The sequence below is a fragment of the Pseudomonas baetica genome (assembly GCF_051216495.1).
GTDB lineage: Bacteria > Pseudomonadota > Gammaproteobacteria > Pseudomonadales > Pseudomonadaceae > Aquipseudomonas > Aquipseudomonas baetica_B.
Window position 1 is genome coordinate 78,490 of the sequence record NZ_JBPKAM010000002.1, and the last position, 23,868, is coordinate 102,357.

16 protein-coding genes and 1 pseudogene are annotated in these 23,868 nt (G+C 59.8%); 15 read left to right on the top strand and 2 right to left on the bottom strand.

Going from position 1 to position 23,868, the window contains the following annotated elements; translation table 11 throughout:
* Positions 1 to 143 precede the first annotated feature (143 nt).
* The 14 genes and pseudogenes from copC to ACSFE6_RS02290 all read left to right on the top strand — a co-directional run bounded on the left by copC (position 144) and on the right by ACSFE6_RS02290 (position 19,039).
* Positions 144 to 527 carry a copper homeostasis periplasmic binding protein CopC gene (copC, locus tag ACSFE6_RS02225; RefSeq protein ID WP_019821291.1) on the top strand — a complete coding sequence of 128 codons (384 nt, stop codon included), beginning with the start codon at positions 144 to 146 and terminating at the stop codon, positions 525 to 527.
* Between the two features lie 3 nt (positions 528 to 530).
* Entirely contained in the window at positions 531 to 1,469 is a 939-nt protein-coding gene (copD, locus tag ACSFE6_RS02230) for a copper homeostasis membrane protein CopD (RefSeq protein ID WP_435426063.1), read from the top strand.
* A gap of 139 nt (positions 1,470 to 1,608) precedes the next feature.
* A pseudogene (locus ACSFE6_RS02235) lies at positions 1,609 to 2,199 on the top strand (ATP-binding protein); the annotation flags it as partial.
* A 344-nt stretch (positions 2,200 to 2,543) separates the two neighbouring features.
* Complete coding sequence (locus ACSFE6_RS02240) at positions 2,544 to 3,956, top strand: SrfA family protein (RefSeq protein ID WP_435426064.1); 1,413 nt, start codon at positions 2,544 to 2,546, stop codon at positions 3,954 to 3,956.
* A 17-nt stretch (positions 3,957 to 3,973) separates the two neighbouring features.
* Positions 3,974 to 7,039 (top strand): virulence factor SrfB, encoded by a 3,066-nt coding sequence (locus tag ACSFE6_RS02245; protein ID WP_435426065.1) that lies wholly within the window; start codon positions 3,974 to 3,976, stop codon positions 7,037 to 7,039.
* Complete coding sequence (locus ACSFE6_RS02250) at positions 7,036 to 9,747, top strand: putative virulence factor (protein WP_435426066.1); 2,712 nt, start codon at positions 7,036 to 7,038, stop codon at positions 9,745 to 9,747. The genes ACSFE6_RS02245 and ACSFE6_RS02250 overlap by 4 nt, the downstream gene beginning before the upstream one ends.
* Before the next feature lie 3 nt (positions 9,748 to 9,750).
* Complete coding sequence (locus ACSFE6_RS02255) at positions 9,751 to 10,770, top strand: hypothetical protein (protein WP_435426067.1); 1,020 nt, start codon at positions 9,751 to 9,753, stop codon at positions 10,768 to 10,770.
* The gene (locus ACSFE6_RS02260; RefSeq protein ID WP_435426068.1) at positions 10,770 to 12,761 is read left to right on the top strand and encodes a vWA domain-containing protein; all 1,992 of its coding nucleotides are present in this window, start codon (positions 10,770 to 10,772) and stop codon (positions 12,759 to 12,761) included. Before ACSFE6_RS02255 ends, ACSFE6_RS02260 begins: the two co-directional genes overlap by 1 nt.
* A gap of 10 nt (positions 12,762 to 12,771) precedes the next feature.
* The gene (locus tag ACSFE6_RS02265) at positions 12,772 to 13,473 is read left to right on the top strand and encodes an ABC transporter ATP-binding protein (RefSeq protein ID WP_435426069.1); all 702 of its coding nucleotides are present in this window, start codon (positions 12,772 to 12,774) and stop codon (positions 13,471 to 13,473) included.
* The gene (locus ACSFE6_RS02270; RefSeq protein WP_435426070.1) at positions 13,457 to 14,680 is read left to right on the top strand and encodes an ABC transporter permease; all 1,224 of its coding nucleotides are present in this window, start codon (positions 13,457 to 13,459) and stop codon (positions 14,678 to 14,680) included. Before ACSFE6_RS02265 ends, ACSFE6_RS02270 begins: the two co-directional genes overlap by 17 nt.
* Entirely contained in the window at positions 14,670 to 16,214 is a 1,545-nt protein-coding gene (locus ACSFE6_RS02275; RefSeq protein ID WP_435426071.1) for an SUMF1/EgtB/PvdO family nonheme iron enzyme, read from the top strand. Before ACSFE6_RS02270 ends, ACSFE6_RS02275 begins: the two co-directional genes overlap by 11 nt.
* Before the next feature lie 34 nt (positions 16,215 to 16,248).
* Positions 16,249 to 16,980 (top strand): hypothetical protein, encoded by a 732-nt coding sequence (locus ACSFE6_RS02280; protein WP_435426072.1) that lies wholly within the window; start codon positions 16,249 to 16,251, stop codon positions 16,978 to 16,980.
* A 4-nt stretch (positions 16,981 to 16,984) separates the two neighbouring features.
* A complete protein-coding gene (locus ACSFE6_RS02285) occupies positions 16,985 to 17,491 on the top strand; it encodes a hypothetical protein (protein ID WP_435426073.1) in 507 nt (168 codons plus the stop codon).
* Between the two features lie 54 nt (positions 17,492 to 17,545).
* Positions 17,546 to 19,039: a vWA domain-containing protein gene (locus tag ACSFE6_RS02290; RefSeq protein ID WP_435426074.1), complete on the top strand. Its 1,494-nt coding sequence runs from the start codon at positions 17,546 to 17,548 to the stop codon at positions 19,037 to 19,039.
* Between the two features lie 126 nt (positions 19,040 to 19,165).
* Here ACSFE6_RS02290 and ACSFE6_RS02295 read toward each other — a convergent pair whose 3' ends face one another.
* Together ACSFE6_RS02295 and ACSFE6_RS02300 are read right to left on the bottom strand one after the other, a co-directional pair.
* Entirely contained in the window at positions 19,166 to 21,142 is a 1,977-nt protein-coding gene (locus ACSFE6_RS02295; RefSeq protein ID WP_435426075.1) for a methyl-accepting chemotaxis protein, read from the bottom strand.
* Positions 21,143 to 21,308: 166 nt separating this feature from the next.
* Positions 21,309 to 22,229 carry a LysR substrate-binding domain-containing protein gene (locus ACSFE6_RS02300; RefSeq protein ID WP_435426076.1) on the bottom strand — a complete coding sequence of 307 codons (921 nt, stop codon included), beginning with the start codon at positions 22,227 to 22,229 and terminating at the stop codon, positions 21,309 to 21,311.
* 158 nt (positions 22,230 to 22,387) lie between these two features.
* On the opposite strand from ACSFE6_RS02300, the gene ACSFE6_RS02305 reads away from it, so the two are divergent.
* Positions 22,388 to 23,785, top strand: a complete 1,398-nt coding sequence (locus ACSFE6_RS02305; protein ID WP_435426077.1) for a NorM family multidrug efflux MATE transporter — start codon at positions 22,388 to 22,390, stop codon at positions 23,783 to 23,785.
* Positions 23,786 to 23,868 lie beyond the last annotated feature (83 nt).

Consider the following 23,868-nt stretch of genomic DNA (forward strand, 5'->3'; position numbering starts at 1 on the left):
GCCTAGTGAGTTTCTCGTGTTCACCCTGCCCTAGAACAAGGCTACTAGCTAATCATCAGTGGTTTTAACAAGAATCGAAAAGTAAAAACTAGATATTCCCAAACAAACCTCGAATCAACAGCTCTTGCTGTGAGGAGTCTTGCATGTCATTCCTTAAAACTACGACCGTAGCTGTTGCACTTACCGCTGGTTTGCTTCTGAGTGCAGTTGCTCAAGCACATCCAAAGCTCCTTTCTTCGACTCCGGCAGAAGGCTCGAATGCGGCGGCCCCTTCGAAAATTGAACTGCACTTTTCTGAGAATCTCACCACTCAGTTTTCCGGTGCAAAACTGATCATGACCGATATGCCTGGCATGCCGAACTCCCCAATGGGTGTTAAGGCCGCCGTCGCTGGTGGCGGTGATCCGAAAACGATGGTGATTACACCGGCAGCACCTCTGACCACCGGTACCTACAAAGTCGAATGGCGTGCTGTCTCCTCGGATACTCACCCGATCACCGGCAACTTCTCATTTAAAGTGAAATGATTTATGAGCGACTCAATAAATATTGTGGTTCGCTTTGCTCTTTATTTCGACCTGATGTTGTTATTCGGATTGGCAATTTTCGGCTTGTACAGCCTCAGGGGAAAGGAAAGAGTATCGGGCACGGTCTTGAATTTTGAGTCGCTTCTTTACGGTACTTCTGTTGCAGGTGTAGCTCTATCCCTTGTCGCCATGCTGTTGCTTGCGAAAGCAATGAGCGGTGTGTCGGAGCTTATGGAGCTACATCACCATATTTTTGAAATGGTCCTCATGGGGACCGACGTCGGGTTGACCTGGATGGTCCGAATAGCTGCCTTGGTGTTGGCAATTATTGGCGTCGCGTTGAACAAGCGATTTCCGACACCCAGTCTCTGGATCGTCACCGTATGCGGAGCGATTGCGTTGGCGACGTTGGCTTGGACAGGGCACGGCGCCATGGATGAAGGCAGCCGACGCTACTGGCATTTCATAACCGATATATTCCATCTTCTAGCCGCAGGTGGCTGGCTGGGTGCTCTATTGGCATTCGCTCTACTGCTGCGGTTGAAATCGCTAAAGGGCGAACAAGAAGCTCGAATTCTTGCACGGGTGCTGACTGGTTTTGAATCGGCCGGCGCTGTAATCGTAGTGATTATAAGCATCACAGGCGTAGTGAATTACCTGTTTGTCATCGGTCCAAATCTCGATGAAGTGATGCTCACTACGTACGGTGTACTGCTGTTTTTGAAGGTCCTGCTCTTTGCCGGGATGATCGTGTTAGCCACGCTGAACCGCTTTCACCTAAGTCCGGTATTGGAGCGGTCAGTTCGAAATGGAGAGTACTCTGCCGCGGTCAATGCCTTGCGCCGCAGCATGACACTCGAGTTTTTAATGGCAGTCATCATAATTTGCCTTGTCGCATGGTTAGGCACTTTAAGTCCGGAAATGGAAATGAGCGCGGAATAGATGTACCTGACTTCGGAGAGGTGACGAGCTTCTTGGAAACCTGCATCTCACCTGACCCGAACGCCAAACTCGACTAATCACAGCGGAGGGCTGATCAGCGTATTTTTGACAACTTTTTGTGATTAACGTCTCAAACAGCAAAATTCCGGAATTCGATCGCAAGGTATTGGAGGTGTTAAGGGAGCCGCTTGAATCCGGTCACATCGTCATCTCCCGCGCCAAGGACCGTGTCCGCTTCCCGGCCCGTTTCCAACTGGTAGCCGCGATGAATCCATGCCCCTGTGGATATCTTGGCGAACCCAGCGGCAAATGCAGTTGTACACCGGACATGGTCCAGCGTTATCGCAACAAACTGTCAGGACCGTTACTGGATCGAATCGACCTGCACCTGACCGTCGCTCGAGAAGCCACGGCATTGAACCCTGCACTGAAACCCGGTGATGACACCGCTACCGCCGCAGTGCGGGTTGCCGACGCCCGAGAACGACAACAAAAACGCCAGGGCTGCGCAAATGCTTTCCTTGACCTGCCGGGCTTGCGCGAACACTGTAAGTTATCCACAACCGACGAAACCTGGTTGGAAATGGCGTGCGAGCGATTGACCTTGTCGCTGCGATCAGCCCATCGGCTGCTTAAAGTTTCACGTACCCTGGCGGACCTCGAGCAAGTTGATGGCATCACCCGCGATCATCTGGCTGAGGCGCTGCAGTATCGGCCGAGCACAAACTGATCAGAATTGCTCCTTGGTGAAATCAACTAACGGCGTTTGCCGCGCCGGCATTGCGCATTGGTTTTCTTCCACAACGAGAACACAGGCATTAAACCCGACCGTGCATTTTTTATAGCGCTACTGAAACGATTCAATCAGCTTAAAAAGCCTACGCCCGAACCTTCCCACGCCAAATTTAATTGACCTTATGCAACCTCCGCACGCTTGCGTTAGTCTCATAAGGTTTAAACCTCCTGCGGATTGACGGCGACATCATAATGACACTATGGTCGCCCGCTAATTGCAGGAGCAAGTACAGACCTATTTGTCTGTCATTTTTGCGCAACGGATCGTAGGGAGTTTGAATGCGCGGGGCACTATTACGCAGCGGCAAGAGTGGGTCATTCACTGCCCTCGGCGAAACAGGTCAACCGGTCTACCGGGCAGCCCTACAATTGCGCGAAGCCATTCGCCGCAAGAACCCCGATTTGGTCGATCATCTGGCCATCCCTCAAAGCGATGAACTCGGCAACCAGATCGATTGGTATAGTCCCATCGACGGCGATGTGATTCCGTGGAGCAGCGCGACCGAAGAAGAACGAGCCCCCGCCCGCCGCCAGCTTGAAGCTCTGAAGACCGCGCTCGAGGAGTTGAGCCAGCGTTTCCTGGGCACTGATCCGGCCGAACAGCAGCAAGGCGACAAAGCCGTATTTGGCAAACTGCTCAAGCGCGTGATTCATTTCCCCGACGAAAATTTCGTCTACCTGGTGCAAGGCAAACCTGTGCTGACCTTTTGGGGTTTCGAACATGCCGGCACCGGCAATAGCGACCCCCTGCACTGCCTCTATCAAGTTCCACCCGCGTTCACACTGCCACCCGTGGCCGAAGCGCCTGCTGTTGCGCCCGTCGTGCCGGTGGTTGCTCGCCCATGGTGGCGTCGCTGGTGGTGGCTGTTGCTGCTGCCATTACTGCTGCTGCTTTTGTGGCTGTTGCTCGGCCTGCGCGGTTGCGTCCCGATTCCGTTGGTGGCGGTAGATTTGCTGCCTAAGGACCTTGTGCCGGTGGAAAAACAACTGGAAGAGCCGCCACTGACCGGTAATGTCACGACTATCAATGGCGTCCCCGTGACCGGCACCGTCACAGGTACCACCAACGGCACTGGCACCGGTACCGCCGTGACCGGAACCCCTGACGTGGAGACGCCGGCAGTCGAAGGCAACGAGGCTGATGCAGCACCGGCCGACCAGGCCGCAGACACAGCCAAGGACACAGCCAAAGACCCGGCAGACAAAGACAAAGCCAAAGACCCGGCAGCCGAATCCCCAACCACGCCACCGGAAAACAAAACCGCGCCACCGGATGTCACATCGCCCGAGGCAGACAAATCCACCGCCAAAAAAGCCGGCCCTCCCCTGAGCATCCCGCCAGACGCCGCCGACGGTGCCGCCAAGTTCCTCGACGGTCAGTACAACGCAGGCGCCGGGATACAGGACCGCCGGACCGGCAAACCGCTGCGCCTGGAGTACCAACTCAAGGACGGTAAGGGCCAAGTCACCGTACACCAGGCCGACGGTTCGAAATGCAGTGGGCCGGTGAGCGCTACTATGAAGGGTGGCAGCCTGGCCATCGACAGCCAGGGCCAGGCCGTTTGCGCCGATGGCAGCACTTACGAGATGCCCAAGGTCAACTGCCGCAAAGGGGCGACGACGATCGCGGACTGCACTGGCGGTTACGGAAAAGAAGAATTCCCCATGTCCATTCGGCAAACGGCCGAATAAAAACGGAATAACCCGACATGTTGCCTGAAGTCACTCAATTCGAAGACACCGTCACGCTGGTCAGCGACACCGGCATCCAGTTCATGGATTTCGCCCTGCGCCTGGATCCCCGCAAGGAACCGGCGGGCGAGTTCGCACCGATGATCAGCGGGCTGATCTGTCGCCTGACATACAACGAAGAGAAAGACTTCTTTTTCTACGAGCCCGAACCGGAAAAGATCGAAAAAGCCAAACCGGCGTTCAGCGTCGACATGAAAAGCAGCCTCGACTTGCTCGACGGTGTCTGGCTGCCGATCCCGTTTTTCCGCTTCATGCCGCCACATCGCTTCGATGAAGGCCCGACCAACTGGTCGCGCATGCGCCTGGTGAGACTGGCGACTCCCGACATCGACGGCAACACCCACCGCCTGACGATGGCGTTCGACAGCCGTGTGATGCCAAAGCGTGACGGCACTGCATACCTGGCGCCAAACGAAGAAGACATCAGCTCCGGCGTGTCTTTCAAACTGGCCATCAAGGCTAGCGAAACCCGTTGGTTTCTGGCGCAACCGTGGGTCAACGAGTGGTTGCTGGAGGTGTTCAATGAGGGCAATGCCCACCGTTCGCGCGCAGAGTTGGATATCGATATCCGCGCCAACCATCACCTGGCGCACTACCTCAATTTGCTCAGCCTGTTGAGCAAACCGTCAACCGCCCAGCAGTCGATGGCCCGGGCGAAAGTTGAAATCCCCGAGCTGAAAGTGGTTGCCAACGACAGCAATGGCTTGGTCAAACCGATTCCGGTGGACCTGGTGCTGGACGTCGGCAACTCGCGCACCTGCGGCATCCTGATCGAAAACCACGGTCAGGCCGGCTCCGGGCTGAAGCAAAATTACGTGCTGGAACTGCGCGACCTGATCACCCCCGAACACACCTATAACCTGCCTTTCGAAAGCCGCGTAGAGTTCGCCCAGGCTTACTTCGGCAAAGACCACTGCTCGGTCAAGAGCGGTCGTCACGATGCATTCCAATGGGCGACGATTGCCCGTGTCGGCAATGAGGCCGGTCGCCTGGCCAGTCGTCGTCGCGGCACCGAAGGCTCCACTGGCCTGTCCAGTCCGAAACGCTATCTGTGGGACGAAAACGCCTATGGTCACGGCTGGCGTTTCAACTGCTCGTACATCAAGACCGACAACGAACCGTACGCCACCGCCTCGCCGTTCTCGCACCTGATCAACGAAACCGGCGAGGCGCTGTACAGCCTCGAAGAAGACGATCGCCTGCCGGTGTTCATGCCGCGTTATTCACGCAGCTCGCTAATGACCTTCATGCTCGCCGAAGTGCTGGCCCAGGCGCTGTCGCAAATCAACAGCCCGGCCCAGCGCTCGCGCCAAGGTCACACCCGCGTGCCGCGCCAGCTCAACAGTATTACCCTGACCGTGCCACCGGGCATGCCCCAGGCCGAGCGCAGCATCCTCAACGAACGCATGCTGCAAGCCATCGGCCTGGTGTGGAAAAGCCTCGGCTGGCATGCCGGCGAGGAAGATCCACATCTGGATCAGGCCGTCAGCCCGCGCACACCGATCCCGAGTATCCGCGTTGAATGGGACGAAGCGTCCTGCGGCCAGTTGGTGTACCTGTACACCGAGGTCAACGAGAACTTCGCCGGTCACCCGGAAGAATTTTTTGACACCTTAGCCCGGCCGGACAAGGCCGACCGCCAACGCATCACCCTCGCGACCATCGACATCGGCGGCGGCACCACCGACCTGGTGATCACCGACTATCGCCTCGACCGCGCGGGTAATACCGGCAGCGGCAGCAACGTGCACATCGTGCCCGAACAGCGTTTTCGCGATGGCTTCAAAGTGGCCGGTGATGACATCCTGCTGGACGTGATTCAGGACTTCATCCTGCCGAGCTTCGAAAAAGCCTTGCAGAACGCTGGCGTGAAATCCGCGGATTCGCTGATGTCACGGCTGTGTGGGGATGAATCGGTCAGCGCCCAGGACATGATCCTGCGCCAGCAACTGAACCTCCAGGTGTTCGCCCCGCTTGGCCTGGCGCTACTCAAGGCGTATGAGCATTACGATCCGCAGGTCCCGCAAGAAGTCATCCCGCAAAGCTACCGCCAATTGCTCGGTGACAACGCCATCAGCCAGACCGTGCTCGACTACGTCAATGCCGCCGTGCGTCGCGATGTCGGCGGCCAGAGCGGTTTCGACCTGTATGCCGCGCCGATCAGCTTCGACCTGCAAAAGCTCCACGCCGCGTTCCTCAACGACCAGATCAACATCACCAAGGTTCTTGGTGCACTGTGTGAAGTGGTCGCGCAATACCCCTGTGATGTCTTGCTGCTGACCGGTCGCCCCTCGCGCCTGCCCGGCATCCAGGCGTTCATTCGCAAGGTGCTGCCGCTGCCACCCGGGCGCATTCTGGCGCTGCAAAACTACCGCACCGGCGGCTGGTACCCGTTTCACAAGAACGGCCGGATCGACGACCCGAAAAGCACTGCCTCGGTCGGCGCCATGCTCTGCCTGTTGTGCGCCAACCACAGCGTGCCGAACTTCTACTTCCGGGCATCGGCGCTCAAACCGTATTCGACGGTCAAACACATCGGTGTCATCGACCTGAACAACGTGATCAAGGATGCCGACGTGCTGTACCGCGACATCCAATCCGAAGACTACAAAATCAAGCTACCGGTCATTGGCGTTGGCGAGGCCGCCGACACGCCACAGCTGGAAATGCGCGGCGATCTGCGCCTTGGTTTCCGCCAGTTGGCCACTGAACGCTGGGCCGCTTCACCACTGTATACCTTGCGGTTCACCAAGACGGGTCGGGAGAAGTTTTCCCGGGCAATCGGTGAAAACGGCAGCGCGCCGCTGCTCAAGGTGCGGTTCGAGGTCAAACCGGCGGACAAGTACACACGCAAGCAGGATCTGGTCAGCGACCGCCTCTCGGTTCGCGACATCGAATCCAACAGCAACAACGTCAACTTCAACCCGCGCAGCGACCTCGAGCTGGAACTCAACACCATGCTTGATGCCGGCCTGAGCGAGACCAAATACTGGCTCGACAGTGGAAGTGTGAAACGCAAATGAAAGACCTGACCCCCGATCAAACTCAGCTCTCTGCCAGTTGGGCCGCTGTTTATGAAGGCGCCGGTCAGGCGCTGGACTGGATTGGCCAGACGCGCGGCAATGCGCCGCGCCTGGACAGCGAAGCCGACAACCTGAACATCCGCCTGCACCGCGCCCGCAACCTGGCTCAAAGCCTCGGCCGCGTGGCCTGCACGCCGATGACCATTGGCTTTTTCGGCTTGTCCCAGGCCGGCAAGTCTTACCTGATTTCGGCCCTCGCCGCCGGTCAGAACGGCAAGCTGGAAACCGAGTTCGGCGACCATCGCCTGGACTTCATCAAACACATCAACCCGGTGGGTGGTGGCAAGGAGGCCACCGGACTTGTCACACGCTTCAGCCGTCGGGCGACGGCAAGCCAGGACAAGGACTTCCCGGTAGAACTCTCGCTGTTCAAGGAAATCGAGCTGGCGAAGATTCTCGCCAACGCCTGGTTCAAGGATTTCGACCTTGAACGGATTTCCTACGAAATCGACGAAGAACGCATCCAGCGCATACTCAAACCGTTCGAAGGCCGCGAAACCGGCCCGTTGCAAACGGGGGTCGATGCTGACGATCTGGTGTCGCTGTGGGATTACCTGCGCGACAACTTCCGTAACTCGGTGAAGAAGCTTGAGCACCTGTACTGGCCCAAAGCGCTGCAATTGGCACCACGCCTGAATTTCCAGGAGCGGGCCGAGCTGTTTTCGATTCTCTGGGGTGAACAACGCGAGTTGACGCGGGTGTACCAGCAACTGGCCGGCACGCTGCACAAGCTGGGGTTGCCCGAGACCGTGTTCGCACCGTTGAAGGCCTTGGTGAGTTTCGAAAACGACACCTACAGCCAGCGCGACAGCATCATGAACGTCGACATCCTCGAGCGCTTCGGCAGCCCGCAGGACTTGCCGATCGATGTTCGACCGCTGGTTGGCGATCGCCTGCAAAACAGTCATTCGGTTGCAGTCGCACAATTGGCGGCACTGACCGCCGAAATGACCTTCCGCCTGATCGAAGCGCCAGTGGATGACATCGTCAATCAGGTCGACCTGCTGGACTTCCCCGGTTATCGCGGACGCCAGAAACTGCACGAGATCGCCGACTCCAACGACCCGCAATCCACCAGCAAAGACAACTCCGTTTCCCAGTTGATCCTGCGCGGCAAGGTCGCCTACCTGTTCGAACGCTACACCGACAACCAGGAAATGAACGCGCTGGTCGTCTGCACAAGCTCGACCAAACAAAGCGACGTCAACGACGTGGGCCCGGTGCTGACCCGCTGGATCGAAAAAACCCAGGGCGCCGACTCGGCCGCTCGCAGCAAGCGCGACACTGGTCTGATCTGGGCGCTGACCATGCTTGACCTGCGCATTACCAACTCCCTGAGCCTGACACCCGATCAGTACGACGAGAGCTGGAACGGCATGGTCAAGCTGACCATGCTGGAACGTTTCGGCAGCCTGAGCTGGATGAGCGACTGGGCTGGCACACCCTTCCAGAATACCTACCTGGTGCGCAAACCGCGTATGGACGCGGCCTTCATCGGGCAAGATGCAACCGGTGCGGAAACCGGCCTCAATGCCAACTATCAGGAACGTGTCAACGCGCTGGGCACCAGCTTCGCCAGCAACGCCCTGGTGTGCAAACACATCAAGAACCCGGTCAACGCCTGGACAGAAATGCTGCGCCACGATGACGGTGGCATCAGCCACTTCAGCAGCAGTTTCAAAGGCGTGGCCAATATCGAATTCAAATTGCAGCGTATCCGCGAGCAATTGAGCGAGTGCCTCGAAGGCCTGACCACTCACGGCCTTAGAACCTGGTACCACGCTGACGACGATGGCGCCGCAGCCGCCAAGAAAGCCAAGGCGCAAATGATTTTGACGGGGCTGGGCCGGCGGCCGGCGGTACTTGGCGAATTGATCGATCAACTCGACATGTCGAGCGAAGAAGTGCGAGACCTGTACCTCAGCGGCGTGTACGAGACCGAAGACGAGCCGGCCGTGAACGAAGAACCGGTCGCACCGACACCGAGCCAGAGCCTCTACGGAAACGACGCCGGTTTCGATTTCGATTTCGGTGACGACCTGAGCCACGACGCGCCAGTCAGCAGCAAAACGGGTACCCCGGCGCCCGAACTGCAAAGCAACGAGCACCGTTTTGCCAAAGCAGCCTTCAAGGCCTGGATCGCACACCTGCGTGAACTGACCACCCGGCAAAGCCTGCTCAACTTGCTGGGGCTGGAAAAGGCCTTGGTGGAAGCGGTGGTCGATGAACTGATCACTGCCGCCTACCGCCAGGACTTGCCGGGGCAACTGAGCCGTGCCGTCCTCAAGCGTGCACAAAGTGGCGCGCGGCGCGATCAACTGGTCGAGCGCCAGGTATTGGAAGTGCAACGGGTACTGCGCGATTTCGTGTCCTGGTTCGGCTACCTGCAGAAGCCGGTGAGCGAGCGCCCGAACAGCCGCGCCGGAGCCAAGGCACCATTGTTTTCGTTCTACACCGACATTGGCCCGGGGCAAGTGCCCGTGCTGCCGGCGCAACCGTCCAATCAGGCACAGCTGTATCTCGGCGACTGGCTTTCGGGCCTGGCCTACATCACGCAAGACAATGCCGGCCATGGGGCCGGACGTGAAATCACCCCTGAACAGAACGAACGGCTGGGCCAAGTGCTCAAAGCCTTCGCAGCGAGATAAGCAATGCCAATTCGTGTCGACCTGCTCACGTTAGAGCCCAATGTGCCTGGCCAGGCCCGCCTCACTGTGAAGAAATGGCAGGGTGGCGAGGAACAGCTGGAGTTTTCCATTCAGCGCAACCAGGACGGTTATTACCTTCAGGACCACAAGGCGTGGAGCAGCAATCCGTTCTGGTTCAAGGTCTCGCGTTTCAACCTCACGGCCAACGGCGAAGCGTTGGAAGCGCAGGTCGGCCCGAGCGTAATCGACCCGCTGCTGGAAGGCGGTGCCAACTCGCAATTCCAGATCGAACTGCGCGAACAAAGCCTGGGCCACGCTGACAAAGGCGTGGTTCGACCAGGCGTCGGCTTGCTGCCGTCCACGGCCGGCGGCCAGACACGCTCGACTTACGGCGCCGCCGAACTGACGACGCCGAGCGAACCTGCACCGGAGATCCCGGATCTGCCTGAACTGACCCTTTCCACTATCGAGCCGGAAGTGGAATTGGAGTCGGTACTCACCGAGCCTCCCTACACACCGCCTCCCGCACCGGTGAAGAAAAGCAACAAAGGCCTGATCGGTCTATTGATCGTGGTCTTGCTGCTGGCAGCGGGCGCCGGGTTCTGGTTCTACAAACGCCCCTCCGCGCCGGCCTCGGTGGCCACAACCCCTGCCGCCGCACCCGCCGGTGCCGACGCTCAAGCCTGCACCCTCGAGAGCATGAACAGCCTGCCCGAGTTGACCTTCGTCCAGACCTGCATCAAAGCGGCCCCCGACAGTGCCAAGTTGCTGGAGATCATCAACCAGGCCAAGGCCAGCAAGCACTGCGGCGTCGCCCAGCGCCTGTACGCCAACCGTGCTCAGGCCGGTGACGCACTGATCGCCAACGCCTATGCCCGCGAATACGACCCTAAATACCTGAAGGCCAGCGAGTGCTTCCCGGCCGCGGACAACGCCACCGCCGCCTACTGGTACGAAACCATCCTCGCCCAGGACCCGAATAACGCCGAAGCCAAGCAGCGTTTTGAGGAGTTGCAGAAGTGATGCGTTCGCCCCTGAGTCAATTCCTGTTGAGCGGTGCCGCATTGCTGGCGCTGTGCGTCAGCCCGCTGTCCCAGGCCGATGACAAACCGCTGATACAGGCAGGTAAAAAGACCCTGTTCCAACGCGTACTGACCACACCGGGCTGCAAAATCAGCCCGACGGCGGGCGGTGCAGCAGGCGACGAGCAACCGGTCTTCAGCCGTTTTTATGTGTACGAGCGCGCGCAAGCAAACAACGCCGAGTGGCTGAAAGTCGGCCCCGACAGCTACGGCAAAACCATTGGCTGGCTGCCTGCCAGCTGCACCACCGACTGGAAGATGCAGTTGACGCTGGCCTTCACCAACCCGGCCAACCGCGACCGGCTGCTGTTCTTCAAGGACCGCGCCACCGTCGAAGGCATTCTTGATGCACCGGACCCGGTCAGCAAAGTCGCGCCACTGCGGGCCACGCTGAAAAAGGGCCAGCAAGCACCCGGCGTACTGGCTGAAGAGCCTGAATACTTCGTCGACCTGCAAAAGCAGTTCTACCTGCTGCCGGTGCTCAGTGGCGAAGAAGTCATGACCGAAAGCGGTTTCCGCACGCGCCTGCTCAACGTCGCCTCCGTCAGCAAGCCGGATGACAAAAACGCCAAGGGTGGAGCTGCAAGCAGCGCTGCCGGCGCCAAGGAAGCCGAAGAGAAAAAGGCCAACCAGCTGAAGGAATTCAGTGCGGCCGTGGTGTTTGTCATCGACTCGACGATCTCGATGGACCCCTACATCGACCGCACCCGCGAGGCGATCCGCAAGGTTTACCAGAAGATCGAAGCGCAGAACCTTGGCAAGCAGGTCAAATTCGGCCTGGTGGCTTTCCGCTCCAACACCCAGGCGGTGCCGGGGTTGGAATACACCACCAAGATGTACGCCGACCCGACCAAGGTGAAAGACAGCACTGATTTCTTCGCCAAGATCGCCGACCTCAAGCAGGCCACCGTGTCGAGCAGCAGTTTCGATGAAGACTCGTTTGCCGGCGTCATGGAGAGCATCGACAAGGTCGACTGGAACCAGTTCGGCGCACGTTACGTGGTGCTGATCACCGATGCGGGCGCCATCGAAGGCGACGACAAGCTGTCGAAAACCGGTTTGAGCGCCACGCAGGTGCGTATCGAAGCCGCCAACCCGGGCGTGGCGATTTACACCCTGCACCTGAAAACCCCGGCCGGGGCCAAGGACCACGCCAAGGCCGAGGCGCAGTATCAGAACCTGTCAACCTACCCGGGCACCAACACCTCGCTGTACTACCCGGTGAACGCTGGCGATGTGCAGGAATTCGGTCGCAAGGTCGACGCACTGGCCGGGGCGATTACGACACAGGTCAAAGCCGCCTACATGGGCGAAGAAGCCATCGGCAGTGCGGCGAACGCCAAGCAAGACCCGGCCGAGAAAAAGATGCTCGAAGACGCGGCGCTAATCGGCCACGCCATGCAACTGGCCTATCTCGGCGAGAAGACCAACAGCAAAGCCCCGCCCGTGTTCAAGGCATGGATCACCGACCGCGACCTGATCAAGCAGAACATCCCGACCACCGACGTGCGGGTGCTGCTGACCAAGTCACAGCTCAGCGACTTGAGCGACGTGATGAAGAAGATTCTCGATGCCGCCAACGAAGGCCTGATTTCGCCGACGGAAATGTTCGATCGCCTGCGCTCGGTGGCGGCGACCATGGGCGCCGATCCCAATCAGCTCAAACAGAACAGCAACGCCAAACTGGCGGACATGGGCGTCCTTGGTGAATACCTCGAAGGCCTGCCCTATCAGAGTGAAGTGCTGAACCTGGATGAAGAGACCTGGAAGAGCTGGGATGGTCTGGCACAAGAAAAATTCATCCGCACACTGAACACCAAACTGCGGCATTACCAGCGTTACAACGCCGATGTAGACCGTTGGGTCGCGTTAGCCAAAGACAGCGATGCGCGGGACAACGTCTACCCCGTGCCACTGGAAATGATGCCTTAAAGAGACGCCGATGCTCGATATCAAGAACCTGCTGGTGCGCCGTGGTGAAGGCGCCCACGCCCATCACGTGCGACTGCCGCACTTGCAGGTCGGCGCCGGGGAAATCCTCGCCATCACTGGCGAGAGCGGCAGTGGCAAAAGCACGTTGCTCGAAGCCATCGGTCTGTTGCTCGCGCCGGTGGAACTCGAGCGCTTTCGGCTGGGCCCGACGCACGCTCAGGATATCGCCCAACTGTTGGCCACTGACGACCAGCCTGCGCTTGCAGCGGTGCGCTCACGGCACCTGGGGTTCATTTTGCAGAGCGGCGGCTTGTTGCCGTTTCTGAGCGTGCGGGACAATATCAGCCTGCCACGCCGTTTGCTCGGGATGCCCGCAAAAAGCGATCACATCGACCACGCCGTTGACGTGTTGCGCCTGCAAGGGTTGCTGGACAAACACCCTCAGGCCTTGTCGATCGGCGAACGCCAACGCGCGGCCTGTGTTCGGGCCATTGCCCATGAACCGCTGCTGCTGTTGGCCGACGAGCCGACCGCCGCACTCGACCCTCACGGTGCCCGGCGTTTGTTCGAGTTGCTCCTGAGCCTGGTATCGGGCATGGGCCTGAGTGCGCTCGTTGTATCCCATGACTGGGCTTTGTTGAAGGATTTCGGCCTGCCGCGACTCGGCGCTATCAGCCATCAGGGGGAGACTCGGTTTGAACCGATGGACTGATCGCTTGCGCCTTTTAGGCTCACTGGCGCTGCAAGACCTCTGGCACGACCGCAAGGTCTCGCTGTGCATCGCCGCCTCCCTGGTGGCGGTGATCGCGCCGTTGTTGTTGCTGTTCGGGCTCAAACACGGTGTTGTCAGCCAGTTGCAAGACGAACTGCTGCGCGACCCGCGCAACCTTGAAGTGAAGATGCTCAGCAACGGCAACTACGACACGGCCTGGATCGAGCGTTTGCGCCAGCGCCCCGAGACCGGTTTTGCCCTCGGACAAACCCGCTCGCTCAATACCCAGGCTGACCTGCTGATCGGCATGCAACGCTTTGTCGAAGGCGCGGAAATCATCGCCACCGAGCCCGGCGACCCACAACTGAACCTGGCATCACTCAACCCCGTCGGCCATCAAGTGATCCTCAGCGCCAGCGCAGCGCAACGCTTGCAGGCCAAGGCAGGCGACAGTGTGCAGCTACGGGCCTTGCGCCGTCTGGACGGCGTCAATGAACGCGGCGAGTTGACGCTGACGGTACTGGCCGTGCTCGACGGTGCCCGCTTCGGTCGCGCTGCCGGGTTTGTCGCCCCGCCGCTGCTGCTGGATCTGGAGCGCTTTCGCGACGGTTATCAGGTCAGTGAGTTCGGTGTGACCACCGGCAAGCCTCAGGATAATTTGCAACCGCTGTATGCCCGCGCCCGCGTCTATGCGCGCGACATCGATCAGGTCGCACCGCTGGAACACTGGCTCAACGAACAACACATCGAAACCTCGAGTCGACTGGCCGACATCGACAACGTCAAAGCCATCAACCATGTGCTGGGGCTAATCTTCGGTGTGATCGCCGGCGCGGCACTGATCGGCTGCGTGGCATCGATGGTCGGCGCGTTCCTGGCCAACATCGACCGTAAACGCAAAAGCCTGGCGGTCCTGCGTCTGCTGGGTTTCAAACGCAGGGCTGTCGGCGGTTTCGTGGTCCTGCAAGCGCTATTACTGAGCTTGGCCGGCTACGTTGGCGGGCTGGGGTCCTATGCCGTGGGCAGTCATTTGTTCGACTACCTGCTCGGCGGCAGCCAGTCCACCGGCACCTTCGTTTGCCACATTACTGTTTGGCATGGCCTGGCGGCCCTGCTCCTGACTTTTTTGGTCGCTGCACTGGTGGCAATGATCGGCGCCCTGCGAGCCATCAACATCCAACCTGCGGAGAGTCTGCGTGAGCTATAAACGTTTTGGCTTGCTGTTGCCCTTGAGCCTCAGCTACTGGCTCGACGCTTCGGCGGCGGGCTGGGAAGAGAAGTATTACAACCCGATGCCCGAGGCTGCCGACGTCGTGCTGCCAATGCCCTGCGAAGGTTCGATGGTGTTTCGCAAGGTGTTCATTCCGGTCGCAGGCCCCCTGGATGACTACCCGATCAACATCGGTCAGGACGGCGCGGAATACGGCTATGTCGAACAGACCCGTCCGACCTTTATCGCCGGCAGTTTCACCGGGGCCAAGAACGACAAATCCCGCTACTACCTGATGGCCAAGTACGAGATGAGTCAACTGCAATACGCCGCACTGACCGAAGCCACCTGCCCCACCGCCGCCACCAAAATGCGCTTGCCGCAAACGGCAGTGAGTTGGGTGCAAGCCATCGACGCTGCCGACAAGTACAACCTGTGGCTGCGCAAAAACGCCGCCGGCAAGCTGCCCAAGGAAGACGGCGCACAAGGCTTTCTGCGCCTGCCAACCGAAGTCGAATGGGAGTTCGCCGCGCGCGGCGGGCTGGAAGTCGGTGCCGCTGAATTCCGTGACACGCACTACCCGATGCCAGAAGGCATCAACGCCTACGAGTGGTTCGCCGGGGCGCAATCGTCCAACGGCAAAGTGCAATTGACGGGCCTGCAAAAACCCAACCCGCTGGGCCTGCATGACATGCTGGGTAACGTCGACGAAATGATGTTCGAGCCGTTTCGACTGAACAAACTCGACCGCCAGCACGGTCAGGCCGGCGGCTATGTCGTCCGTGGCGGAAACTACCTGACTGCGCAAGCCGACCTGCGTACGGCATTGCGTCAGGAAGAGCCGTATTACAATGCCGAAGGCCCGGTGAAAAACAAGACCACCGGCCTGCGACTGGTGCTGGTCTCCCCGACCCTCACCTCTCGTGAACGGGTCGCCAGCATCGAAAGCAGCTGGAAGAAACTCGGCACCGGCAGCAAGGAAACCGAATCCGCCGACAAAGGCACCGTGCAATCGCTGAACAACCTCGCCTCGGGCGTCGAAGACAAAGCGCTCAAGGAAAAGCTGCAGGCCCTGGAGAACCAGCTGCGTGCCAGCAACCAGCAGCAGGAAGAAACCCGCGACCAGGCGATCCGCGCCAGCCTCAACCTGGGTGCGTTCCTGTGCACCAAGATGCTCGACGATGGTCAGTACGTGGACTTCCTGCAAAAAAACTACAAACTTAATTGCGAAAGCGCTGACAAAGATGCCAGTTGCGACATGCGTAAGGGCAAGCTCGAAGAGCAAAAGGATCGTCTGCACAAACTCAGCCGTTACTACGCCAGCAGCCTGGTGGAATCGGCTACTTTGTACGGCCAGCCACTGCTTGAAGCGCAAGTCCCGGTGATGGAAGAAATCATCACCCGCAACAAACAGCTGCAAGACCTCAAACCTTACTTGCGCACCCACTGGGCCAATCAGAAGGCGTTCCTGCAAAAGCAGAAAATCGACACCGAAGCCTGGCTGACCAGCTGCAAAACCGTCACTCAATAACAACGCGTCAACACCGTTACCTAGGAGTTTCACCATGTCGCGCAGCCTTTGGACTCGCTTCAAGCCACAGATCGCTATCGTTGTTGCCGGCTGCCTGCTAGTGACCGGTTGCGCCAACACCGGCAGCTCCATGCTCGACGACACCGAGGGTCCCGACCCGCGCCTGACCCAGGGCAATGACGCAGAGTTCTTCAGCAAGTCCGGATACCAGGCCTGCGCTGTCGGCGCTGGTGTTGGCATCCTCGCTTGCGCGTTGTCCAACAGCAGCAACAAAACCGTGTGTGTCATCGCCGCCGGTATTACCGCCTGTGGCGTGGCCATGGGTGCTAACTACTACCTGGATCAACGTCGCAGCCAATACGCTGACACCACCACCCGTTTGGCGAAGATGAACAGCGATGTCGAACAAGACACCCAGAACGTGATTGCCCGTACCGCAACCGCCCAGCAAGTGATCAATGATGACCAGGCGCAAATTGCCCAGATCAAAAGGGACATCGCCAACAAGAAAGTCGACAAGAGCAAGGCTCAGGCGCAAATTGCCAGGATCGATTCGGACATTGCACGCCTGCGTAAAGACCTTGCCAACATGCGTGTCAAAGTCACCGAGTACAGCAAAGTGGCAAACGCCGAGCGTGCACAAGGCGCCACTGATGAGATCAGGCAGGTGGACATGAACATTCAGCGAATGAACCAGAAAGTCGTCAGCCTGCAGAAGGAAGTCGACGCGCTGTACAGCCAACGCTCCGCAATCACCCTGGGCTAAGCACATGACGCCAAGACAACTGATGGTCATCACTGCCGTCCTGGCCCTGAGCGGTTGCGCGACCGCGCCCGGCGAATGCGATGCGACCAATCGCGACAGCAGCATGCTGACCAAGATGAACTGCGACTACTCCGGTGGTTACAGCGAACAGGTCAAGCAGAAGGAACAGGCCCTGAGCGAGTCCCGACGGCAAAACGCAATGTTCCGTCAGGTGTACGAGAACATTCAGGCCCAACAGCTCAGCACCAAGACCGATCTGGCCAGCCAGCAGAAATCCCAGGCGGCGCTGAATCAGTCGCTGTCGCAACTGCTGACTTCGCTCAAGGCCCGGCGTGGCAATGAAGCCTCGGTGCAAAAGCAGATTGCCGACCTCGAAAAGCAGCTCAAGGCTTCGCAAGCGGCACCCACGGTCAAATCATCGCCAGCGGCGCTGGCTGCCAAACAGCAAGAGCTCAAAGCGTTGCAGAAGAAGGTCAATCAACTGCAATTCAGCCTCGGCTACGAAGAGTAATTTTTCACCCCGCAGCATCCCGCTGGATGCCTGCATTTTTCAGGAATCGTCGCCATGCAGCGGGTCTTCAGGGATGCGCAAGCCACATCGGAGGGGATGAGTGCACTGCAAGCCAAAGTCGCCCTCATCCAGAAACACTTTCCGCCGACCGTCGCCAGTCTGTTTGCTATCCCGCGGATGGGCAGCGGCGACGTGTTGGAATGGTGGACCGAACTGGGAGGCCAACCGACGCCCTATGCCGACCTCAACGAGGACGCGCAACGACGTTTGCTGCAAACCTATGAAGTACGTCAGGCAGCCCTCGAACGGCTGGCGGATGAACTGCAACAACGCGGCCAACCGACCGTAGCGGATGACCTGCGCAGCCTGCTCGGCACGCCTGAGCTGGACAAACTCTACAGTCTAAACGGTGAGCCCTTGGTGGTGCGCTGGAACCAGCGCCCACCCAAACCCATCGTTCCGCCGGTGCCAGTGGTGCCTGTAGTGCCGCCATCGCGTCGTGGCTGGTGGATCGCCGCGGCATTGCTCGCACTGCTGTTGCTGCTTCTCGCACTCTGGCTCTGGTGGTACCTGCATCGTGAGCCGGTTGTCGTGGCCCCGCCTGTAGCCCCTGTGCCGCCGGTGGTGGCACCGGTTGAGAAACCGGTTGAACCGGTCCCCGAGCCTGTCGTGAAACCCGAACCGGAACCTGCTCCAGTACCAGAGCCCGCGCCAGAGCCGGTACCGGTACCGGAGCCCAAGCCGACGCCGCCACCCAAACCGGCACCGGAACCCAAGCCGGTTCCACCACCCAAACCGGCACCGGCACCGGAACCCAAACCGGTTCCACCACCAAAACCGGTCGTGGCCGCCCCGCCACCAGCCCCGACTCTGGACAACTTCGCCTGCCGTAAAGATGCGCCGAAGTCAGAGACCCCGCAGTTCGTGGTGGTGCTCGACACCTCAGGCTCAATGAACTTGAACATCAAGGCAGTGAAAGCCGACGAGGACTGGTTCTACGGCAGTGACCTCAACAAGCTCCTGGACCCGAACCGCACCATGCGGCTCACCGCCAGACCCACCCGCATGGACGTCGCCAAGGATTCGCTGGCCGGCATGATCAACGGGCTGGACCCGAAGATCGACACACGCCTGATCACCTTCGCCGGCTGCGAAAGAACACCGGACCAAGGTATGTTCAGGTTCGGCGACCGCCCGCGTCTGATCAACGGGATTCGAAGTCTGGTTCCCGACGACGGCACACCGCTGGCCGACAGCCTGGCCTACGCGGCGAGCAAGGTCGACGGACGCAATAACGATGCTGTGATCGTGATGTTTGTCGACGGTGAAGACGGTTGCAGGCAGGACGTTTGCGCGGTATCGCGTCGAATCGCCAGGGAACAACCGCGCCTGCGGGTCAACGTGGTCAAAATCGGTGCGGGCGGCCCGTCACGCTGCATCGCTGAAAACACCGGTGGCCGGGTTTACAACAGCACCAATGCGGGTGAGTTGGGTAACCTGCTGAAACAGGCAGCCAAGGAAGTCTCCAGCAATGCCAAGTGCAATTAGCGTGGGACAGAAGCTGATTTGAGATGACCCCATTCGCGAGCAGGCTCGCTCCCACAGAAGATCCCTGTCTCAACTGAGACCCATTGTGGGAGCGAGCCTGCTCGCGAAAGCTATTTCAAAGGCCACTCACCGAAACCGGTCAACCTCGGACCGCAGATCCGCCGCCAGCTTCTCCAGCTCCTTGGCCGTAACGGCCAAATTGGACACAACCTCACGCTGCTCGCTGTTCGCCAGGGCAATGCTTTGCAGATTGCTGCTGAGCAAGGTGGCGGTGCTGCTCTGCTCCTGGGTCGCGGTGGTGATGGCGGCAAACTGCTGACCGGCCGAACGGCTCTGCTCGTCGATTCGCGCCAGCGCCGCAGCGACGTTGGCGTTACGCGACAAACCTTCCTGCATCAGCACGTTGCCTTGCTCCATGGTGCTGATGGCGTTACCGGTTTCCTGCTGGATGCTCTGGATCATCCCGGAGATTTCATCGGTGGCTTCACGGGTACGGGACGCCAGGTTGCGCACCTCATCGGCCACCACCGCAAAACCACGGCCCTGCTCTCCTGCACGAGCCGCTTCGATCGCGGCATTGAGCGCCAGCAGGTTGGTTTGTTCGGCAATCGCCGTAATCACACCGACGATGCCACCGATTTCCTGGGAGCGCTGGCCCAGGGTGTTGATCACTGTTGCCGTACTGTTCAATGCGCCGGCGATTTGCTCCAGCGACGAAGACGCTTCGTTCATCGACGTGCGACCGATCTGCGTCTGCTGGGCGTTTTCCTGGGCCAGACGTTGCGTGCTGCCCATGTTGTCGGCAATGTTCAACGAGGTCGCGCTGAACTCCTCCACGGCCCCGGCCATGCTGGTGATCTCGCCCGACTGCTGCTCCATCCCCTCATAGGCACCACCGGACAGACCGGACAATGCCTGGGCGCGGCGGTTGACCTCCATCGAGGCATTGCGGATGTGCTCGACCATGGTCGACAACGCCTGACTCATCTGATTGAAGGCACGGGCCAACTGACCGATCTCGTCGTTGCTCGATACGCTCAGGCGCACGCTCAAATCACCGGCACCCAGGGCTTCAGCCTGACGCACCAGGTCCGCGAGCGGCGCCAGTTTGCTACGTAACAACCAGACCGCCGAGCCAACCGCCAGCAACATCGCCAGCAAACTGCCGATGGCCAGCTGAAACCCGACACTCCAGGTCACGGCGCTGATTTCGGTTTTCGGCATGCTTGCCACCACCGCCCACGGCCCGCCTTCGAACGGTACGGCGACGCTGTAGAAGTCTTCGGATTTATCGCTCCAGAACTGGCCCTTGCCCGGAGTCTTCGCCAGGCTGTTGACGGTCGGGATGGCCTGATCAAGGGATTGCACACCAGCAATCGGCACCAGCCATTTATTCTGCTCGTCCAGCAGCGCCAGGGAACCGGTCTGGCCGATGCGGAAGCGTTTGAGGTTTTCGAACTGTGCCTTCTGCGCGTCCGTGTAATCGAATCCTACGAACAGTACGGCAATCACCTTGCCGGTGCTGTCACGTACCGGGGTGTACTGCGTCATGTAGAAACGGTCGAAAAGCAAGGCACGGCCGACGTAGCTCTGCCCCGCCATCAGGCGAGCATAGGCCGGGTTGCCGTGATCGAGCATCGTGCCAATGGCCCGGTTGCCGTCCTGTTTACTCAAGGATGTGCTGACCCGGACAAAGTCTTCGCCGCTGCGCACGAATACCGTGGCCACGCCTGCGGTCATCTGCTTGAACTCATCCACCTCCTGGAAGTTGTTGTTCAGCACTTCACTGCCCAGGTGCAGGCCAGGTGTCTGGGTGCCGGCCACGGTCACCGGCTCATCTGGATGCACACTCAAACCGGCACTGAAGCGTTTCTCGAACAGCCCGGCGAGGCGCTGTGTGCTTTCCCGCAGCGAGCCATGGAAGGTGCTCAACTGATCGGCCAGCAACCGGGCTTCACTCGCCAAATGCTCTTCACGGGTGGCGAGGTTGGCGGTGTCCAGCGAACGCAGGGCGAACAAGGTACTGCCGGTGATGACAATCGCCAGAATCACGGCGAGCGCAAGACCAAGCTGTGAGGCGATCCGGGCACGAGGTTGAGACATGACAGCTCCTGGCCGAGCGGCTGGATCATCCTGATCTCGACGCGAACTCAGCAAAATTTCTAATAATTTGGGGGGTAGCGTCGAACCTGCACGAAGGTCCCACTTGCACATTTTCGGCGGTGAACGGGAATACTTGAGCAGTTCACCGGGATATAGCTTCAACGTTTCAGCTCAGGTGCTCAACAGCCGGCAATTCCATGGCGCGGACCTCACTTTGCAGAAAGTCACTGAGCCGGCGCATGCGCTCACCGCCGGGACGGGTTTTCGGCCAGACCAGATAGTATTTCTCGCCACTGGCCACCGCCGTCGGCCACGGCAGGCTCAAGCGTCCCTGGGCCACATCCTCGGCCACCATCAGCAAATCACCCATGGAGACGCCATAGCCTCGGGCTGCGGCGATCATGCCCAATTCCAGGGTGTCGAACACTTGCCCTCCCTTGAGCGACACCTGATCGGCCAGGCCCATGCGCTCCAGCCAATTACGCCAATCCCGTCGGTCCGGTGTCGGGTGTAGCAGTTCTGTGTTTGCCAGGCGAGCGGCATCCCAAGGCGGGTCGCCCGGCAAGTTGGGCGCGCCCACCGGGATCAATTCCTCGGGGAACAGGTAACTCGCCTCCCAGTCCGGCGGGAAATGCCCGTTGCTCAGCAACACCGCGCAATCGAACGGCTCATCGTTGAAGTCCACCGAATCAACGTCCATCCAGGCGCTGGTCAGTTGCACCTCGTTGCCGGGCTGCAAATGGCGGAAGCGACTCAGGCGCGCCAGCAACCAGCGCATGGTCAAGGTCGACGGGGCTTTCATGCGCAGAATGTCGTCCTCGGCGCGCAAGGTATTACACGCGCGCTCCAGGGCGGTGAAGCCCTCGCGAATCCCCGGCAACAGCAACCGGGCCGACTCGGTCAGTTGCAGGTGGCGACCACTGCGGTGAAACAAGCGGCAGGCAAAATGCTCTTCGAGCGTACGAATGTGCCGGCTGACCGCACTTTGCGTAATCGATAGCTCTTCGGCGGCACGGGTGAACGAACTGTGCCGCGCCGCCGCTTCGAATGCGCGCAGGGCATACAAGGGAGGAAGACGACGTGACATTGGGAAAGCTCCTACACCGGAATTCGGTCACCCTAGCAGAAACTCTCCAGCATGAGTTTGAATCATGCCATCCATCCTTTTTATCCCTTTGTGCAAACCCCGCAGAGCGCCGAGAATCGACCCTTTCCTGTCCCCTTTGACATTCGAGCGTGATGATCATGCAGCATCCAGCACGTACTGAACTCTGGGCCATCCTGCGGCTGGCGGGGCCGTTGATCGCCTCGCAGTTGGCGCACATGCTGATGGTGCTCACCGACACCTTGATGATGGCGCGCCTGAGCCCCGAGGCGCTGGCCGGTGGTTCGCTGGGTGCGGCCAGTTATTCGTTCGTGTCGATTTTCTGCATCGGTGTGATTGCGGCGGTCGGCACCCTGGTGGCGATCCGTCAGGGCGCGGGCGATATTCTCGGCGCAGCCCGGCTGACCCAGGCCGGGGTATGGCTGGCGTGCTTGATGGCGCTGGGCGGCGGGTTGCTACTGTGGAACCTCAAGCCGGTCCTGCTGCTGTTTGGCCAGACCGAAAGCAACGTCCAGGCCGCCGGGCAGTTTCTGGTGTTTCTGCCTTTCGCCTTGCCTGGCTACCTGACGTTCATGGCCCTGCGTGGTTTCACCAGCGCCATCGGCCGCGCCACACCCGTGATGGTCATCAGCCTGGGCGGCACGGTGGCCAACTTCCTGCTCAACTATGCGCTGATCACCGGGATGTTCGGCCTGCCGAAACTCGGCTTGATGGGTATCGGTCTGGTCACCGCCATTGTGGCCAACCTGATGGCGCTGGCGCTGGCGTGGCACATCCGCCAGCACCCGGCTTACGACGCCTATCCGCTGCGTCCGGGTCTGCTGCGACTCAACCGGCAGTACCTGAAGGAATTATGGCGTCTGGGCCTGCCGATTGGCGGCACCTATGCGGTGGAGGTCGGTCTGTTTGCGTTCGCCGCGCTGTGCATGGGCACCATGGGCAGTACTCAGTTGGCCGCGCACCAGATCGCCCTGCAAATCGTCTCGGTGGCGTTCATGGTCCCGGCGGGGATTTCCTATGCGATCACCATGCGCATCGGCCAGCACTACGGCGCCGGTCAACTGTTGGATGCACGGCTGGCCGGACGGGTCGGCATCGCCTTCGGTGCCGCAGCAATGCTGTGCTTCGCGATGGTGTTCTGGCTGCTGCCAAACCAATTGGTCGGCCTGTTCCTTGATCACAACGACCCGGCCTTCCGCGAGGTCATCAACCTGGCGGTAAGCCTGTTGGCGGTGGCGGCGTGGTTCGAGCTCTTCGACGGCACGCAAACCATTGCCATGGGCTGTATTCGCGGGCTCAAGGATGCCAAGACCACGTTCCTGGTCGGCCTGGGTTGCTATTGGCTGATCGGCGCGCCGGCCGCCTGGTGGATGGCGTTCCATTTGAACTGGGGACCAACGGGCGTCTGGTGGGGCTTGGCGCTGGGCCTGGCGTGCGCGGCGGTGAGTTTGACGCTGGGGTTTGAGTGGAAGATGAAGCGGATGATCAAGCGCGAACCTGCGTCTCAGAATGGTTACCAGATGGCTCAGCCTGATTGAGATCCCCTGTAGGAGCGAGCCTGCTCGCGATAGCGGTTTGTCTGACACATCCATGTTGAATGTGCTGCCGTCATCGCGAGCAG